The 17,816-nt window shown below is 64.7% G+C and carries 15 protein-coding genes; 7 read left to right on the forward strand and 8 right to left on the reverse strand.

Going from position 1 to position 17,816, the window contains the following annotated elements; genetic code table 11:
* Positions 1-38: 38 nt before the first annotated feature.
* From QRN70_RS15450 to QRN70_RS15460, 3 genes are all read left to right on the forward strand, one after another.
* A complete protein-coding gene (locus QRN70_RS15450; protein ID WP_285418853.1) occupies positions 39-965 on the forward strand; it encodes a LysR family transcriptional regulator in 927 nt (308 codons plus the stop codon).
* 104 nt (positions 966-1,069) lie between these two features.
* Entirely contained in the window at positions 1,070-1,696 is a 627-nt protein-coding gene (locus QRN70_RS15455) for a glutathione S-transferase family protein (protein ID WP_285418854.1), read from the forward strand.
* A gap of 61 nt (positions 1,697-1,757) precedes the next feature.
* Positions 1,758-3,788, forward strand: a complete 2,031-nt coding sequence (locus QRN70_RS15460) for a pyridoxamine 5'-phosphate oxidase family protein (RefSeq protein ID WP_285418855.1) — start codon at positions 1,758-1,760, stop codon at positions 3,786-3,788.
* 33 nt (positions 3,789-3,821) lie between these two features.
* Here the strand turns inward: QRN70_RS15460 and QRN70_RS15465 are convergent, their stop codons facing one another.
* Genes QRN70_RS15465 through QRN70_RS15500 form a run of 8 tightly spaced genes read right to left on the reverse strand, consistent with a single transcriptional unit; the run spans position 3,822 to position 12,807 of the window.
* Entirely contained in the window at positions 3,822-4,952 is a 1,131-nt protein-coding gene (locus QRN70_RS15465) for a glycosyltransferase family 4 protein (protein WP_285418856.1), read from the reverse strand.
* Entirely contained in the window at positions 4,953-6,083 is a 1,131-nt protein-coding gene (locus QRN70_RS15470; RefSeq protein ID WP_285418857.1) for a glycosyltransferase family 4 protein, read from the reverse strand.
* The gene (locus QRN70_RS15475) at positions 6,067-7,434 is read right to left on the reverse strand and encodes a glycosyltransferase family 4 protein (protein ID WP_285418858.1); all 1,368 of its coding nucleotides are present in this window, start codon (positions 7,432-7,434) and stop codon (positions 6,067-6,069) included. Before QRN70_RS15475 ends, QRN70_RS15470 begins: the two co-directional genes overlap by 17 nt.
* Positions 7,431-8,681 (reverse strand): ABC transporter ATP-binding protein, encoded by a 1,251-nt coding sequence (locus QRN70_RS15480; RefSeq protein WP_285418859.1) that lies wholly within the window; start codon positions 8,679-8,681, stop codon positions 7,431-7,433. Before QRN70_RS15480 ends, QRN70_RS15475 begins: the two co-directional genes overlap by 4 nt.
* Entirely contained in the window at positions 8,681-9,478 is a 798-nt protein-coding gene (locus tag QRN70_RS15485; RefSeq protein WP_285418860.1) for an ABC transporter permease, read from the reverse strand. Before QRN70_RS15485 ends, QRN70_RS15480 begins: the two co-directional genes overlap by 1 nt.
* Entirely contained in the window at positions 9,479-10,921 is a 1,443-nt protein-coding gene (locus QRN70_RS15490; protein WP_285418861.1) for a mannose-1-phosphate guanylyltransferase/mannose-6-phosphate isomerase, read from the reverse strand.
* 3 nt (positions 10,922-10,924) lie between these two features.
* Positions 10,925-11,896 carry a GDP-mannose 4,6-dehydratase gene (gene gmd, locus QRN70_RS15495; protein WP_285418862.1) on the reverse strand — a complete coding sequence of 324 codons (972 nt, stop codon included), beginning with the start codon at positions 11,894-11,896 and terminating at the stop codon, positions 10,925-10,927.
* Positions 11,893-12,807, reverse strand: coding sequence for a GDP-mannose 4,6-dehydratase (locus QRN70_RS15500; protein ID WP_285418863.1), 915 nt, complete (start codon positions 12,805-12,807; stop codon positions 11,893-11,895). Before QRN70_RS15500 ends, gmd begins: the two co-directional genes overlap by 4 nt.
* Positions 12,808-13,236: 429 nt before the next feature.
* Here QRN70_RS15500 and QRN70_RS15505 point away from each other — a divergent pair, with 429 nt between their 5' ends.
* The 4 genes from QRN70_RS15505 to QRN70_RS15520 are packed head-to-tail and all read left to right on the forward strand — an operon-like array spanning position 13,237 to position 17,814.
* A complete protein-coding gene (locus QRN70_RS15505) occupies positions 13,237-14,796 on the forward strand; it encodes a glycosyltransferase (protein WP_285418864.1) in 1,560 nt (519 codons plus the stop codon).
* Complete coding sequence (locus tag QRN70_RS15510) at positions 14,790-16,094, forward strand: glycosyltransferase (RefSeq protein WP_285418865.1); 1,305 nt, start codon at positions 14,790-14,792, stop codon at positions 16,092-16,094. The genes QRN70_RS15505 and QRN70_RS15510 overlap by 7 nt, the downstream gene beginning before the upstream one ends.
* Complete coding sequence (locus QRN70_RS15515) at positions 16,091-17,005, forward strand: class I SAM-dependent methyltransferase (protein ID WP_285418866.1); 915 nt, start codon at positions 16,091-16,093, stop codon at positions 17,003-17,005. Before QRN70_RS15510 ends, QRN70_RS15515 begins: the two co-directional genes overlap by 4 nt.
* On the forward strand, positions 16,999-17,814 hold the full coding sequence (locus tag QRN70_RS15520; protein ID WP_285418867.1) for a class I SAM-dependent methyltransferase: 816 nt from the start codon (positions 16,999-17,001) through the stop codon (positions 17,812-17,814). The genes QRN70_RS15515 and QRN70_RS15520 overlap by 7 nt, the downstream gene beginning before the upstream one ends.
* The last annotated feature ends 2 nt before the right edge of the window (positions 17,815-17,816 follow it).

Raw genomic sequence — 17,816 nt, forward strand, 5'->3', positions numbered from 1 at the left:
CTCGGCTGCGATTTTTTCATGTGCAGCGGGAGGTCATCATGGATCGCTTCCAGGAAATGCAGGTCTTCGCCACCGTCGCCCAGGAGCAGGGTTTCGCGGCGGCCGCGCGGCGGCTGGGCTTGTCGGCGGCCAGTGTGACCCGAGCGGTGGCGGCACTGGAACAGCGCATCGGTACGCAGTTGCTGATCCGCACCACGCGCAGTGTGCATCTCAGCGAAGCCGGCCAGCGGTATCTCGAGGACTGTCGGAGAATTCTCAGCGAGGTGCAGGAAGCCGAGGATTCCGCCGCCGGCAGCCACGCCCAGCCCCGTGGGCAATTGACCGTGACGGCGCCGGTGTTGTTCGGTGAGCTGTTTGTCACACCGGTAATGGCCGGGTATCTGACCGAGTATCCCGAGGTGTCGATCAACGCCTTGCTGGTGGACCGGGTCGTCAGCATGGTCGAGGAAGGTATCGACGTGGCGGTGCGCATCGGCGAGTTGCCGGACAGCAATCAGCACGCGATCCGGGTCGGGGAGGTGCGCCGCGTGGTGTGCGGTTCGCCGGCCTACCTGGCTGCACATGGCCGACCCCAGCATCCCCAGGCGCTGGCCGGGTTGCCGGTGGTGGCGACGGCCGCCACCGGGCAGATGCGCAACTGGCCATTTCTCGAACAGGGCGAACCGCTGGTGGTGCGTCCGGAACCGCGGTTGGTGGTGACCGCCAATCAAGCCGCGATCACCGCCGCGTGCCTGGGCCTGGGGCTGACGCGCGTGCTGTCCTATCAGGTGGCGAACAGAGTCGCCGCCGGCGAGCTGGAAATCGTCCTTGCCGAGTTCGAGCTGCCGCCACTGCCGATTCATGTGGTGTATCAGGGCGGGCGCAAGGCCCCGGCGCGGGTGCGCAGCTTTGTTGATTACGCAGTGAAGGCGTTGCGCGAACATCCGGCGTTGACGGAGGCGGCGTTATTTCACTCAGTGAAATAATCGATTGCGTTTGCTGGTGATTCTGTTGTTTCGGCGATGGGTAGAAGATGGCCTCCATCGGCGCCCTCAACCCGCAGCGGCGCCCTCATCCAGCGGAGTCGACCATGCAACCGATCAAGTTCTACAACTTCCCGCGTTCCGGCCATGCCCATCGGGTGGAATTGATGCTGGCGCTGCTGAAGTTGCCGACCGAAACGATCTTCGTCGATCTGGCGAAGGGCGAGCACAAGCAGCCGGCCTATCTGGCGATCAACAGCTTCGGCCAGGTGCCGGCGATCGACGACAACGGCGTGGTGCTGGCCGATTCCAATGCCATTCTGGTTTACCTGGCGCAGAAGTACGGTGCAGGTCGCTGGTTGCCGAGTGATCCGGAAGGTGCCGCGCGCGTCCAACGCTGGTTGTCGGTGGCGGCAGGACCGATTGCCTTCGGCCCGGCGGCGGCGCGACTGATTACTGTATTCGGCGCGCAATTGAACGCCGAGGAGCTGATTACCCGCGCCCACAACCTGCTCAAGGTGATGGACCTGGAACTGGGCAAGACCCCCTACCTGGCCGGCGACGAGCCGACCATCGCCGACATCTCGGGCTACAGCTACATCGCGCATGCGCCGGAAGGCAATGTGTCGCTGGATGACTACGCTAATGTTCGCGCCTGGCTGGCCCGTATCGAAGCCTTGCCCGGGTTTGTCGGCATGCCGCGCACCGTTGCCGGCCTGCAGAAAACCGCCTGAGTTTCCCGCCCGGTCACCCGGGCCATTCACACTGCGCCAGTGGCGCGGGGGAGAGGTCGTGATGGAACGTTCACCCTGGCACGCTGGCGAGCAACAGTTGCAGGCCCATGTCGGCGTCGCCGAGCGTATGGAGGCCTTCGGGCGCAAGGTCATTCGCACCTGGATGCCCGATCAGCACCGAGAGTTCTATCAGCAGCTGCCGTTCATGGTGTACGGCGCGGTCGACGCCGACGGTTGTCCCTGGGCCAGCGTGCTCGAAGGCGAACCTGGATTTGCCCGCTCGCCAGATCCGACCCATCTGCAGTTCTCCAGCGTTCCTGCTGCCGACGACCCGGCGCAGGTGCACGATGGCGCCGCCATCGGCCTGCTGGGGATCGAGCTGCATACACGCCGGCGCAATCGCCTCAACGGGCATGTCGAGCAATTGCACGGTGGCGGTTTCAACTTGGCGGTGGATCAGGCGTTCGGTAACTGCCCGCAATACATACAGCTGCGCCAGTTCCAGCGCGTAGCGCTGACGGATCCGGCGACCCGGCCCGCCGAGTACGCTGACGGACTCGATGACGCCGCCGTGGCGCTGATCGCCAGCGCCGACACGTTTTTTGTCGCCAGTTACGTCGAGGTCGATGGCCAGCGTGCGGTGGACGTGTCACATCGCGGTGGCCAGCCGGGTTTCGTCCGCGTCGAGGGCAATCGCCTGACCATCCCGGATTTCGCCGGCAACCTGCATTTCAACACCCTCGGCAATCTCCTGCTCAATCCCCGGGCCGGCTTGCTGTTCATCGACTTTTCCACCGGTGACGTGCTGCAACTGAGCGGCCGCACCGAGATCATTCTCGACGGTCCGCAGATCGACGCCTTTCAGGGCGCGGAGCGCTTGTGGACGTTCGAAGTGGAAAAATGTGTCCGGCGGCCGGCGGCGCTGGCCTTGCGCTGGCGCTTCGACGGCATGTCGCCGACCAGTCTGCTCACCGGCACCTGGGCCCAGGCCGAGGCGCGCTTGCAGGCGCAGCAACTGGGGGACAGCTGGCGGCCGCTGCGGGTGGCGAAGATCGAGATGGAAAGCCGCCATATCCGCTCGATCTACCTCGAGCCGGCCGATGGGGCCGGGTTGCCGGTGTTCCTCGCCGGGCAGCACTTGCCGCTGCGCTTCACGCTCGACGGTGAAGTGCACATCCGCACCTACAGCCTGTCGAGCGCGCCGTCGGACGATTTCTTCCGCATCAGCGTCAAGCGCGAGGGGCGGGTGTCGAGCCATCTGCATGAGCACATTCGCGTCGGCGACGTGCTCGAGGCACGGGCGCCCCAGGGGCATTTCACCGTGGCGCCGCTGGAACGGCGGCCATTGGTGTTGCTGGCGGCCGGTGTCGGCATCACGCCGCTGCTGTCGATGCTGCGCGAGGTGGTGTATCAGGGCCTGCGCACCCGCGGGATTCGTCCGACCTGGCTGTTGCAGAGTTCGCGCAGCCTCGCCGACCAACCGTTTCGCCGTGAGCTCGATCGCCTGCTGGAAAGCGCCGGCGACTCGGTACGGCTGGTACGGCTGTTGAGTCAGCCGGAAGCCGATGTGCAGCAGGGCGCGGATTTCGACCTGCACGGGCGCATTGACGGCGCACTGCTGAGAAATCTGCTCACGGAGGAAGATTACGATCAGGTCGACTTCGTACTCTGTGGTCCCGGCAGTTTCACCCAGGGCGTCTACGACCAATTGCGCGAGCTGGATGTGCGCGATGCGCGGATTCACGCGGAAACCTTCGGGCCCTCGACGCTGAAACGCCAGGCTGACGCCGATGCGATCGTTATTCAACAGCCGCCGGCGGCCACCACCGCGGTGCCGGTGATATTCGAGCGCTCGGCCAAGGAGGCACGCTGGCAGCCTGACGGCGGCAGTTTGCTGGAGCTGGCGGAAAGCCGCGGCCTGCGCCCCGAGTTCAGTTGCCGCGGCGGTTCGTGCGGCACCTGCAAGACGCGTCTGGTCAGCGGTGCGGTGAATTATCCACAGGTCCCGGCGGAGATCCCCGAGGCCGGGCACGTGCTGATCTGCTGTGCGGTGCCGGCGCAGAGTGAACAAGCGCTGGTGCTGGACCTGTAACGGCGCCGCCGGAGAGGGCGGCGGATACATCGATCAGGCGTAGGACAGCGCTTTTTCTTCCAGCAGTTCCTGATACAGCGCCGTCCACTTGCGGCCCATTTCATCGGCGGTGAATAACTGCCGGTAGCGCGCTTCGGCCTTCACACCCATGGCGGCGGCACGTTCTGGGTTTTCCCACAGGGTGCGCATCGCTTCGCGGAAGGCCTGGGGATGACTGGGCGGCACCACCAGGCCGGTTTCGTTGTGGATATTGATGTAGCTGGTGCCGGTGCCGATTTCGCTGGAGATCATCGGTTTGCCGTACATCGCCCCTTCGAGCAGCGAAATGCCGAAGGCTTCGGAGCGCAGATGCGAGGGGAACACGATGGCGTAGCTCAGTTGCAGCAGGGCGACCTTGTCGGCGTCATCCAGGCGTCCGAGGAAATGGATGTTGCGCAGGCCCAGCGCCGCCGCCTGGGCGTGCAGCGCCTGCTCCAGCGGACCGGCGCCGACGATCACCACCGGATAATCGACGCCCTGCAGGGCATCGAGGAGGATGTGCAGGCCCTTGTAGTAGCGCATCACCCCGACGAACAGGAAAAACTTATCCCCAAGGCGTTCGCGCCAGCGAGTCATACGCTCGGCGTCAGGCTGTGGATAACCGGCCTTGTTCAAACCGTAGGGAATGACCCGGGTCTTGTCCTGGAACTGCTGCAGCACGTCGCTGGTGTGCAGGTAGTTGGGCGACGCCGCGACGATGCGGTCGGCACTGGCGAGGAAGCGGTTCATCAGCGGCCGATAGAGCTTGAGCAGGTGTTTCTGGCGAATGATGTCCGAGTGGTAAGTCACCACGCTCGGCTTGCCGAGGGCGCTGGCGAAATGCACCAGGTCCATGAATGGCCACGGAAAGTGGTAATTGACCACGTCGGCCTCGGCGGCCAGTTCGCGAAACTGTTTGAACACGCTCCAGGAAAATCCGGTGGAGGCGAACTGGATATCCAGCCTGGCCCGATGCACTTCGTGGTGACCGAGTTGCACCACGGCCGGCTCGGGATTGGCGCTGAGGGTCAGCACCTGGCCGTCGATGCCGTGCTGGGCACCGCTTTCGCACAACTGGAAGATCACTTGTTCGATACCGCCGACCGAGTCGGGCAGGTAGGTCTTGAAGAAATGTAGAACTCGCATTCAACCTCCCATGGCCTGGCGGTAGGCCTGGGCCGTGGCCCCTGCACAACGCTTCCAGGAAAAAAGCCGTGCCTGCTGCAATCCGGCTTCCCGGCATGCCTGCCAATGCGCGTGATCGTCGATCAGCCGGCTCATGGCGTCACGCAGGCCGTCTGCATCGTCAGCTTCAATATAGTTGCCCGCCGGCCCTGCGACCTCCGGCATTGCCGAAGAACGTGTGACCACCACCGGGGTGCCGCTGGCCATCGCTTCCAGCACCGGCAGGCCGAAGCCTTCGTACAGCGACGGAAAGATCAGCGCACGGGCGCCGGCGAGCAATTGCGCCACGTCTTCGTCGGGCAGGTAACCGAGCAGGCACACATGACCGGACGCCAGCGCCTGGCGCAACTCGTCATTGAACTGCTCGCGCTGCCAGCCGGCCATGCCGACGATCAGCAGCGGAAACCGCTGGCGCACCGCATCCGGCAGCCGGGCGTGGGCGCGCAGGGCCAGGTTGAGGTTCTTGCGTGGTTCCAGGGTGCCGACGCAGAGGAAATACTCCCGCGGCGCGACGGCGTGGGCCTTGAGCACCGCATCGATCGCTGCCGGCTCGCGTGGATGGAAGCGCGCGGCCACGCCCAACGGCGCGATCACGAAGCGGTCGGCGGGCAGGCCGAAGTAATCCCGCGCTTCATCGGCGATGGCCTGCGAGTCGGTGAGGATCAGCCGCGCCTGCTGCACCCCGGCGGCCAGACGGCGTTCGATTTCCTTGAGCCGGGCGGCGGGCTGGGTCTGCGGGAAATGCAGGTGCGTCAGGTCGTGCAGGGTGATCACCGTCGGGCCGTCGAAGGCCAGCGGCCACAGGCTCGGCTCATGATACAGGTCGATGGGTTGCGCGCGGCCCTGGTCGAAACGCTTCTGCTCCAGCCAGCGGCGGGCCTGATAGGCGCCGGGGATCTGCCGCAGCAACGGCGTCAGCCGCGAGTAGCCGGGCATCGCTGCCTCCGGCAACGCCGGACTCCAGCCCCAGCCATGGAACAGCGTCAGGTCGATATCGGTTTCGGCGCGCAACGCGCTGACCAGTTCGGCGACGTAATGGCCGATACCGGTGCGCGGCGCCTGCAGAATCCGTGCGTTAAGGGCAATGCGCATGATGCCTCGCTTGCGCCGCCGGCGCCTCCAGGACATTGCGCGCGGTGCGCTCGGTGAGTTGCGCACTGGCTTCGCGCCAGCCGATCCAGCGCCAGTCGGCCACGTTGCGCGGGGCAGGGAAGTGGCCGCTGCGTTCGAAGGCGAGCAGCAGGTCGGCGAGGCTTTGTGGATCCTGCAGATCGAAATAGGCCATGAATTCACCGCCAATTTCGCGGAACACCGCAATGTCGCTGCCCATCGCCGGCAAACCGCGCTGCATCGCTTCCACCAGGGGCAGGCCGAAGCCTTCGATGAACGAAGGAAACACCAGGGCGCTGGCGTGGGCGTAGGCGTGTTCGAGGCTGGTGTCGCTGAGGTCGTTGAACATGAACAGCCGACGGTTCAGTTCGGCGTGCCCGCGCACCCGGGCGAGCAGCGCCTCGCACTTCCAGCCGATACGCCCGGCAATGCACAACCGCGCCTGCGAGCCGTTGGCCCAGGCACGCTCGAAGGCGTCCAGCAGGTAGGCGTGGTTCTTGCGCGGCTCGATGGTGCTGACCATCAGGAACAGCGGTTGCGGCGTGGCGAACAACTGGGCCAGGCGCGGTTCGACCGTGGCATCGGCGCTGCGCAGGTCCAGCTCCGAGCCGAGGTGGAAGTAATCGAACCAGCGCTGCTCGACCTGCGCCGCGCCGATGCGCTGCTGCAGTTCTGCATGGACTTGATCGCGCACGGTGGCGGAAATCGCCATGAAGCCGTCAGCGGTGCGGGTCAGCCAGTCGAACCACTCGCTGAAAACCTGCACCAGCCGGGTGTCGTAGAACTGCGGGTGGGACAACGGGATCAGGTCGTAGATCACCGCGACGATGCCCACGCCGTCGCGCTTGAACCGTTCGACCTGGTGGAAAAAGTCCGAGTGCCAGGACGAATCGAGCAGCACCAGTTGATCGCCCGGCTGGTGTTGCAGCGGGGCACACCGCTGCGGCAACTGATAGCGGTTGATCTGTTCGATCAGGCGCAGCGGTATACCGAACGCGGCGAAGTTGCTCAGGCGATAACCCACGTACAACAGGCGCCGGGCGAATTTCCGACGCAGGCGGCCGTCGAGGCGCTGGTGCAGTTGGCAGAAACGATGGGCCAGGCGCTCCAGGCGTTCGCCGAAGGTGACGATGGCGTTGAGCAGCGGCGAGTCCAGAGGGGCCAGGCGCGTCACGCGGTACAGGCGGCCCTTGAGCAGGATCACCGGCAGGCACTCGATACCGTGTGCGCTCGGCGGCAACTGCTGGATGACGTTGCGCACCACCCGCTGAATCCCGGAATTGATCTTCGGGTGCCGGAACACGTGCGTGCATTCGACCAGGAGGCGGGTCATGGCGCGCGCTCCACCAAGGGTTCGCTGCTACGGCTGATCGAGGTCCTGGCACCGAGCCAGGCGCAGCCGACGAAGTCTTCTTCGCGGTTGTTGATCACGTGGAACACCAGCCCGTAGTCGCGCCATTCGAAATTGCGGTCCAGGTGCGAGTCGAGGCGCGACAGGCTCAGCGCCACCGAATAATTGCCCTTGCCCAGGCCCATGACGAAGGCAAAGCGATAAGTGACCCGCTCGCCTGCGCGCAGGTCGTCGAGCGCCTGATTCTGGCGGTGGGTGTTGATGCCGTACATGGCCTGGCCGAGGCGATCCTTGATCATGAAGCCGAGCACCAGCCGTTCGATGTCCTGGCGGATCTCCACCTGCACCTCGAGCACCACCGGCTGACCGACTTCTGCGGCGTCGATGGCGCGCTCGCGCTCATCGAGCAGACGCACGCTGAGAATGCCGGCCTCGCCGGTGCCGGAGACGGTCTGCACCTGACCGCCGGCGAGGGTTTCCTGGCGTACGGTCTGGCCTTCGCGCTCGGCGAGCAGGGCGTTGTAGTAATCCATGACCGCCTCCGGTTTGTCGTGCATGGCCATGCGACCGCCCTCGAGGAGGATCGCCGAGTCGCAGATCGACTGAATCGCCGAACGATCGTGGGAGACGATCAGCAGGGTGGTGCCGGCCTTGCGGAAGCTGCGGATGCGGTCGAAGCTTTTGTGCTGGAAATAGGCGTCGCCCACCGACAGGGCCTCGTCGACGATCAGGATGTCCGGGCGGCGCGCCGTGGCGACGCTGAACGCCAGGCGCATCTGCATGCCGCTGGAATAGGTGCGTACCGGGTGATCGATGGCCTCGCCGATTTCCGCGAAGCGTTCGATGTCCGGCATCAGCGCTGCGATGTCTTCGACCTGCATGCCCAGCAGTTGCCCGGCCATGACCGCGTTCTGCCGGCCGGTGAAATCCGGGTGAAAGCCCATGCCCAATTCAAGCAGCGCGGCGACCCGGCCTTCGAGCCGGATCTGCCCGCAGGTTGGCTGGGTGGTGCCGGTGATCATTTTCAGCAGGGTGCTTTTGCCGGCGCCGTTGACCCCGACGATGCCCACCGCTTCACCGGGGGCGATTTCGAAATTCACATCCTGCAGCACCCAATGCGGGTGATGGCGCATCGGCGAAAACGGAATCAGCCATTCGGCCAGACGACTCCAGCGGTTAGGGTACTGCTTGTAGGCCTTGCCCAGGCCCGTGACGCGTATGTGGCCCATCAGAGTTCATCCACCATTTCGCCGACGCGCTGACGAAACAGGCGCAGGCCGATCACACACAGCAGCACAGCGATCACCAGGATCGGCAGCAGTGAACTCCAGACCGGCCACTGGCCGTAGAGGAACAGGTTCTGGTAGCTGCCGATCAGGTTGGTCAGCGGATTGAGTTGCAGCAGGCGCTGTACCCATTCCGGCAGGATGCTCAGCGGATAGACGATCGGCGTCAGCCAGAACCAGAATTGCAGGCAGATGGCGAAGAGCTGCCCGACGTCGCGAAAGAACACGTTGAGCACGCCAAGGATCATCCCCAACCCCGCGCAGAACAGCACTTGCAGGGCGAGCAGCGGCAGCAGGGCCAGCAGCGCCATGCCGGGCCAGCGCCCGGTGATCAGCAGGAAACCGAGGAACAGGCCGATGATGATCGCGAAGTTGATCGCAGCGTTGAGCAACACGATCACCGGCAGGCAGATGCGCGGGAAGCTGATTTTCTTCAGCAGGTTGGCGTTTTCCAGAAACATGTTCTGGCAGCGCAGGGTGATTTCCGAGAACAGGCCCCAGGTCAGCAGGCCGGCGCACAGGTAGACGCTGTAGGCCATGCCGTCGTCCACGCCGGGCAGTCGCGCGCGCATGATGTGGGAAAAAATCACCGTGTACACAACGATCATCGACAGCGGGTTGAGTACCGTCCACAGCGCGCCGAACAGCGAATTGCGATACCGCGCTTGAAACTCCCGCTTGACGCTGCCGAGGATGAATCCACGGTAGCTGCGCAGCGAGCGGAACAGGGAAAGCAGCATTCACACCGTCCTGCCGTATTGATCTTCGAAGCGGACGATGTCGTCCTCTCCCAGGTATTCGCCGCTTTGCACTTCGATGATCACCAGGTCGATCACGCCGGGGTTTTCCAGGCGATGCTTGTGTCCGGCGGCGATGAACGTCGATTCGTTCTTGGCCACCAGCGTGGTGCCCGAGCCATTGTTGGTGACCTTGGCCATGCCTTCGACCACCACCCAATGCTCGTTGCGGTGGTGGTGCATCTGCAGCGACAGCTTGCCGCCGGGCTTGACCACGATGCGCTTGATCTTGAAACGCGGGCCTTCCTCGAGCACGGTGTAGGTGCCCCACGGCCGGCTGACGGTGCGGTGCAGGCGATAGGCTTCGTGGGATTTGTCCTTGAGCTGCTTGGCCACCCGGCGCACGTCCTGTGCACGGTCGGCATGGGCGACGAGCACGGCGTCGGCGGTGTCGATGACGATCAGGTTATCCACACCCACGGTGGCCACCAGGCGACCGTCGCTCTGCACGAAGTTGTCGTGACTGTCGATGAAGATCGCTTCGCCGCTGGCGCGGTTGTTGTCGGCATCGGCCGGCACCAGCGCGGCCACTGCGCCCCATGAACCGATGTCGCTCCAGTCGAACCCGGCCGGTACCACCACGACTTTTTCCGAGCGCTCCATCAACGCGTAGTCGATGGAGATGTCGGTGATCTCGGCGAACAGCGCCGGCGCCAGCTCCTGTTGCAGGTAACCGCTGGTTTCCAGGGGTTCGCTGGCCGCCAGGCAGGCGCGGGTCTGCTCAAGCAGCTCGGGCGCGTGCAATTGCAGCTCGGCGAGCAGGGTGGCGATGGAGAAGCAGAACATCCCGGAATTCCACAGGAAGTTGCCGCTCTCCAGGTAATGGGTGGCGGTCTGCAGGTCGGGTTTTTCCACGAAACGCTGCACTTTGGCCGCGCCCCGGGCATCCAGCGGCGCGCCGGTCTCGATGTAGCCGAAGCCGGTTTCCGGGGCGGTCGGAACCACGCCGAAAGTCACCAGATAACCATCCCGGGCCAGGTTGACCGCGTGTTCGACCGCCTGTTTGAGCGCGTCCTGGTTGACGATCAGGTGATCGGCAGGCATCACCACCATGATCGCGGCGTCGCCATGCAGGGCTTGCAGCGCCAGGGCAGCGGCGGCAATGGCCGGGGCGGTGTTGCGCCCGCTCGGCTCCAGCAGGAAGTGTCCGCGGTGTTTCGACACGCGGGCGGCGCAGTAGTGATCCTTGCTCTGGAAGTAGTACTCGCGGTTGGTCACCGTGACGATGTCGCCCCAGCCATCGAGCAATGCCGCCGCGCGCTGGTAGGTCTTGCCCAGCAGCGACTGGCCGTCGGGCAGGGTCATGAACGGCTTGGGATGGCCTTCGCGCGACACCGGCCACAGACGAGTCCCGGCACCGCCGGAGAGAATCACAGGAATCAGCATGGCCTACTCCTTGGCGACGCGTTTCATGTCCGCATCCATCATCATGCGGATCAGGGTGTCCAGGTCGGTTTTCGGTTTCCAGCCCAGTACACGCTGGGCCTTGGCCGGATTGCCGAGCAGCACTTCGACTTCTGCCGGGCGGAAGAACGCCGGGTCGATCTTCACGTAGTCGCGGTAGTTCAGGCCGACGTGGTCGAAGGCGATGCGGCACATCTCGCGCACGGTGGTGGTCACGCCGGTGGCGACCACGAAGTCGTCGGGCTTGTCCTGTTGCAGCATCAGCCACATGGCCTCGACGTAATCGCCGGCAAAACCCCAGTCGCGCTTGGCGTCGATATTGCCCAGGGCCAGTTCCTGCTGCTTGCCCTGCTTGATGCGGGCGGCGGCGTCAGTGACCTTGCGGGTGACGAACTCGATGCCGCGCAGCGGCGATTCGTGGTTGAAGAGGATGCCGCTGCTGGCGTGCAGGTTGAAACTTTCGCGGTAGTTGACGGTGATCCAGTGGCCATACAGTTTCGCCACACCGTAGGGACTGCGCGGGTAGAACGGCGTGCTCTCGTCCTGCTGCTCGGCCTGGATCAGGCCGAACATTTCACTGGTCGAGGCCTGGTAGAAGCGCGTGTGCGGACTGAACTGGCGGATCGCTTCGAGCAAGTGGGTGACGCCCAGGCCATCGACGATGCCGGTGGTCACCGGTTGGTCCCAGGAGGCGGCGACGAAGCTCTGCGCCGCCAGGTTGTAGACCTCGTCCGGTGCCGACTTGATGACGGCGCGTTGCACCGAGCAGGCGTCGGCCATGTCGCCGTCGAGGTAGACGATGTCGGCTTCGACGCCCATCTCGCGCAGGCGCCAGCGCGAATCGCTGCTGCGCCGTGCCACCAGGCCGTGAACCCGGTAGCCCTTGTCGAGCAGCAGTTTGGCCAGATAGGCGCCGTCCTGGCCGGTGATCCCTGTGATCAGTGCACTTTTTGTCATTCTTGTCGTACTCGATTCTCCCAGTCGGACAGGATCGCCCGCAGGGATTGTTGTATAGAGATTGCTGGCGTCCATCCTGTGGTCCGGGCCAGCCGCTGGTGGCTGCCGCAGACGCGACGCTGATCGGCGCGGCGCATCCGCGCCGGGTCCTGAACCAGTTGCATATCGACTTCGGCGAGTTCGCCCAGCTGCATGATCAGGCCGCGGATGCTCTGTTCCCGGCCCGAGCAGACGTTGTAGACCTGACCCGGCGTGCCCTTTTCCAGCAGCGCGAAATACGCTGCGATCACATCGCCGACGTCGAGGAAATCGCGGCTGACGTCGACGTCGCCGACTTCCAGTTGCGGCGCTTGCAGGCCCTGGCGGATGCGGATGATCTGGCGCGCGGCACTGGCAATCACGAAGCTGTCTTTCTGCCCGCTGCCGATGTGGTTGAACGGCCGCGCCACCAGCACCGGCCAGTGTTCGCTCAAGCCCCATTGCAGGCTGAGGAATTCCGCCGACAGCTTGCTCACCGCGTACGGGTTGCGCGGGCAGGGCGGCTGTTGCTCGGTGATCGGCAGCGCGGACTCGGCGACCTGGCCGTAGACGTCGCCGGAGCTGACGTACAGGAACGTGCCCGTGAAGCCGCGGGCCTTGAGGGCCTGCAACAGATTCAGTGTGCCGATCAGGTTGATGTCGAGGGTGCGCGCGGGATCGCGGAAGGCTTCGGGGACGAAGGTCTGGCCGGCCAGGTGGATCACCGCGTCGGGCAATTGCGGCCACAGATCGCAGAGGCTGTCGGGCCGGGTCAGGTCGTACGGCGCCGACGCCGGCAATAGCTGCCATGACGAATCGGCAGACGCCAGATACGACTGAATGTGTTGCCCCACGAATCCGCTGAGACCCGTGACGAACAGACGCTTTTTCAAACAGCGGCCCCTTGGTCTTGAACTCGCGCCATTTCCCACTGGCTCCAGGGGAATGTCAGTCATGCCGGTGGCAGAGCCGGCAGTCTGAACGGGCGAAGTCATCGTTGTAGTTGTTTGGCTGCCAATCTGTGCCAATTGCGCAGCAATTTCAACCGGCCAAACCGTGACTGGTCAGTTCTCATCATCCTAGCCTGATTTATTCATGCCGGACGGTTCGCGAATCCGCGACGGATGTGTTTAGAATGCCCCTCGTCGCGATCGTCCGGGGTTTGCCGGGTTATCGCGCAACGGGGTGAAACCGACCACTAAAACAAGAACGAAGACGTGCCCGCAGACGCAGGACGCGAGTTGGTAGAACCGACCCGATCCCGGCGCTCGACCCGTCATGCAATGACGCTGCCGTGATGGCGGTGGTCATCGTGGGATGCCATGAATTTCATTCTCTACTCGGACGTCAACGACCGCTCCATCAGCCAGAGTCTCGGACGTCCCGAATACAGTTACTACTTCGTGCTCAAGGCCTATCGCCCGGTGCTCGAAAGCCTTGGGCGGGTGCATGTGGTGGCGTCTCCCCAGGAGGTCGACCCGCTCTACCGGCAGTTGCTCGCCGCCGGCGAAAGCAGCGTGTTCCTGTCGTTCACCCCGCCGCAGAATACCCCGACCGACCTGGAGTGCCCGACGATCTGCGTGGTCGCCTGGGAGTTCGATTCCATCCCTGACGAAACCTGGGACAACGACCCGCGCCAGGACTGGACGCAGATGCTCGCCCGCCAGGGCCGCGTCATCACCCTGTCGAGCCACACCGCACGGGCCATCCGCCGCGCCATGGGTGACGACTTTCCGGTGCTGGTGCTGCCGACGCCGCTGTGGGAAAACTTCGCGGCGATTCGTCAGCAGCATGTGCCGGCACCGATCAACCCCGGCGCGAGCCTGGCGATCAAGGGCTGCATTTTCGACAGCCGCACCCTCGGCCTGTGCGCCGATGACCTTATTCCCAAACCGCTGACCGCCGAGCAACTGGCGGAAATCGAAGCACGCCGACCGCCACCGCTGACCCTCAAGCGACGCGTGGTCATTGCCCGCCATTACCTGCGCCTGTGGCGCCTGGATGCCGGCCGCGAACAGGCCCGGCCGCGCATCGAGTTTCTCCATCACTGGTACTGGGAAGGGCTGCGCGATCTGTTTTCGGACAAGGCTCACGCCTGGCTCGAACAACGCCTGCCAGGCATTGCCGGCCCGCATGCGGTGGTCGCGCCCGACGCGCCGCCGCTGGATCTGCCGGACACCAGCGGCGTGGTCGAGACCCAAGTCGACGGCGTGATCTACGTCAGCGTGTTCAACCCCAAGGATGGCCGCAAGAACTGGCACCAACTGATTACCGCCTTCTGCTGGGCGTTTCGCGACACCCGCGATGCGACGCTGGTGCTGAAGATCACCCAGAACGATCTGGCGGCCTATTACAGCGAGTTGATGACGTTGCTGGCGCAGCTGTCACCGTTCGCCTGCCGGGTGCTGGTGCTGCACGGTTACCTCGACGATGCGCAGTTCGCGCGCCTCTACCAGGCCGCCAGTTTCTACGTGAACGCTTCGCGCTGCGAAGGCCTGTGCCTGCCGCTGATGGAGTTCATGGCCAGCGGCAAACCGGTGATCGCACCGGATCACACGGCCATGGAAGACTACATCGACGAGGCAGTGGCTTTCGTCGTCCGCTCCAGCGAAGAGCTGACGATCTGGCCGCAGGACACCCGCATCATCTACCGTACCCTGCGTTACCGACCGGACTGGGGTTCGCTGAAGAGCGCCTACGAAAACAGCTATCGCCTGGCCAGAACCCAGCCGCAGGACTACCAGCGCATGTCCGCCGCCGCCGTCGCGCGCATGCACGATTACTGCGCCTTCGCTCCGGTGCAGCAGCGCCTGGCGGATTTCTTCGCGCTGACACCACGGGCCACTGACGCCGCGCCCGTGACGGATAACGCCCCATGCTGATCATCATTCATTCGGAAACCAACCAGCACACCATCGCGCAGAACCTCGGGCGCTCGGAGTACAGCTATTACTTCGTGCTCAAGGAGTACCGCCCGGTGCTCGAACGCCTCGGCCGGGTGATCGAGGTTCGCGATCCGGCGCTGGAGGTCGATGCGCTGTACCTGGAGTGCCTGGCCCGCGGCGAGCCCTGTGTGTTCCTTGCGTTCTCGCCGCCGCATCGCACGCCGATCCACCTCGCGTGCCCGACGCTGCCGGTGTTCGCCTGGGAGTTCAGCACCATCCCCAACGAAGCGTTCGACGGCGAACCACGCAATGACTGGCGCACGGTATTACAGGCCTGCGGAGCGGCGATCACCCATTCCAGCTACACGGTCAACGCGGTACGCGAGGCCATGGGCGCGGCGTACCCGATCGTCGCGGTGCCGGCGCCGGTGTGGGATCGCTTCGCGGCTCGTGGTGCGCAGTTGCCGGGCCAGCCCGCGGGCGGGCCGCTGCAGTTGACGATCAAGGGCCTGGTGGCCGACAGCCGCACGCTCGATCTCGACGCCTTCGGGCCGAAGCACCTGCGCCGTGGCAAGGGCATTGATTTCGCCGCGCCGGTCACCGAGCACACCCTGCAGCTGGATGGCGTGGTCTACACCTCGGTGTTCAACCCGAGCGACGGCCGCAAGAACTGGGAAGACATGCTCAGCGCGTTCTGCGTGACGTTTCGCGAGGTCGAAGACGCGACCCTGGTGCTCAAGCTGACCCATCACGATGCCGAGGAAGCGCTCAGCGACATTCTTCATCATCTGTACAAGAACCAGTCCTACCGCTGCCGCATCGTGCTGATCTACGGCTACCTCGCGGACCCGGACTATGAACGCCTGGTGCAGGCCACGCGTTATGTGGTGAACACTTCCTACGGCGAGGGCCAGTGCCTGCCGCTGATGGAGTTCATGTCCTGCGGCAAGCCGGCGGTCGCGCCGCGTACCACGGCGATGATCGATTACCTGAATGCGGACAACGCCTTCCTGATCGACTCCACCGATGAACTCACCGCCTGGCCGCACGACCCGCGCAAAGCGTTCCGCACGCTGCGCTACGTGACCAACTGGGCGTCGCTGTGCGTGGCCTACCGCGACAGCTACGAGGTGGCGAGCCGACAGCCGCAACGTTATGCACAGATGGCGGCGCAAGCGGTCGCCAGCCTGCAAGGATTCTGCAGCCAGGCCGTGGCCGAACAGCGCTTGCAGGATTTTCTCGCGCAGCTGTTCGAGCAACGCGCGCAGGCTGCCATGGCGGCCCACGGCTCATGATCGGCGCCTGGTTGCGGCGCTGGCTGGCTGCCGCGCCAGCCGTGCCGGCTCCGGCTCCGGCCGCGCCAATCGCGCCGCTGTCGCCGATGGACATCGGCCTGCAGGATGCGGTGCTCGATGGCTGGTTCCGTGCGGACAGCGGCGAACTGCTCAAGGGCTTTGCCATCGGCGCCGATGACACGCTGCTCGATGTCGGTTGCGGCGAAGGCGTAGCGACCCTGTTTGCGCTGCGCCAGGGCGCATCGGTGATCTTCACCGACAGCGAGCACGCCAAGGTCCGCGACCTCGCGCATCGGGTACAGGCGCAGTCGACCCGCGCCCATCTGGGCCTGGTCAGCAACAGCCTGCCGTTGCCGCTGGCCAGCGCTTGCGCGAGCAAAGTGGTGTGCATGGAAGTGCTCGAGCACATCGACGATCCGCAACCGTTCATGGCCGAGCTGGTGCGCATGGGCCGCCCCGGCGCGCAGTACCTGCTGAGCGTCCCGGCACCGGTGGGCGAGCAGTTGCAGCAGGGCATCGCCCCCGCCAGCTACTACCAGTCGCCCAATCATGTGCAGATCTTCAGCCCGGAGCGCTTCGCCGCGCTGGTGGAAGGCGCCGGGCTGGTCATCGAGCATCGCCAGGCCAACGGCTTCTTCTGGGTCATGGCGATGATTTTCTTCTGGGCCAGTGAACGCGCTGCCGGGCGCGATCTGGAAGGCGCGGTGCGCGACCGCATCCAGCCGCCGTTCCCGCCACTGATGGAAAGCTGGGCGCGTACCTGGCAAGACCTGCTGGCGCTGCCCGACGGCCCGGCCATCAAACAGTTGCTCGATCACCTGATGCCCAAGAGCCAGGTGATCATTGCCCGCAAACCGCTGCAACCCGCTGCGTCCACCGCCGCCCCCCATTCTGGAGCCACCCCATGCTGAGCCTTTTGAAGAAACTCACGGCGTCGACACCTGCACAGCCTGCCGCCCCGGCGGTCGAGGAGGTCGATACGTTCCAGCTCGGCTTGCGTGATGCCATGCTCAGCGGCTGGTTCAACCATGACACCGGCGAGCTCTACACAGGCTTCCCGATCGGCCCCGAGGACACCCTGGTCGACGTCGGTTGCGGTGACGGCGGCAACATGCAGTTCTGCGGCATGCGTGGGGCGCGGATCATCGTCGCCGACATCGATGCGGCGAAGATCGAAGCGGCCCGCCAACGCCTCGGCGAAACCTCGGCGCGCAGCGTCGAGTATCACGTCACCGACGGCAACCCGCTGCCCATCGCCGATGGCACCGCGACCCGCGTGGTGTCCACCGAAGTCCTCGAGCATGTCGACGACCCGGCGCAGTTTCTCGCCGAACTGGTGCGCATCGGTCAACCGGGTGCCCTGTATCTGCTGAGCGTGCCGCATCCGAGTTCCGAGGAGGTGCAAAAGGGCATTGCCCTGCCGGCGTACTTCGAAAAGCCCAACCACATTCGCATCATCAGCGAAGAGCAGTTCAAGGCCATGGTCAGCGAGGCGGGGCTGGAGATCGTCAGTCACAGCCAGTACGGGTTCTACCGCTCGCTGTGGATGCTGCTGTTCTGGGAGGCCAAGGTCGACCTGAGCAGCCCCGATCACCCGTTGCTCAATCAATGGACCAAGACCTGGGAAGCCGTGCTCAATTCGCCGCGCGGTACGCAGATCAAGCATGCGCTGGACGCCGTCATGGCGAAAAGTCAGGTGATCATCGCTCGTAAGCCGTAGGG

It is taken from the genome of Pseudomonas sp. efr-133-TYG-5 (assembly GCF_030209175.1).
Lineage (GTDB): Bacteria > Pseudomonadota > Gammaproteobacteria > Pseudomonadales > Pseudomonadaceae > Aquipseudomonas.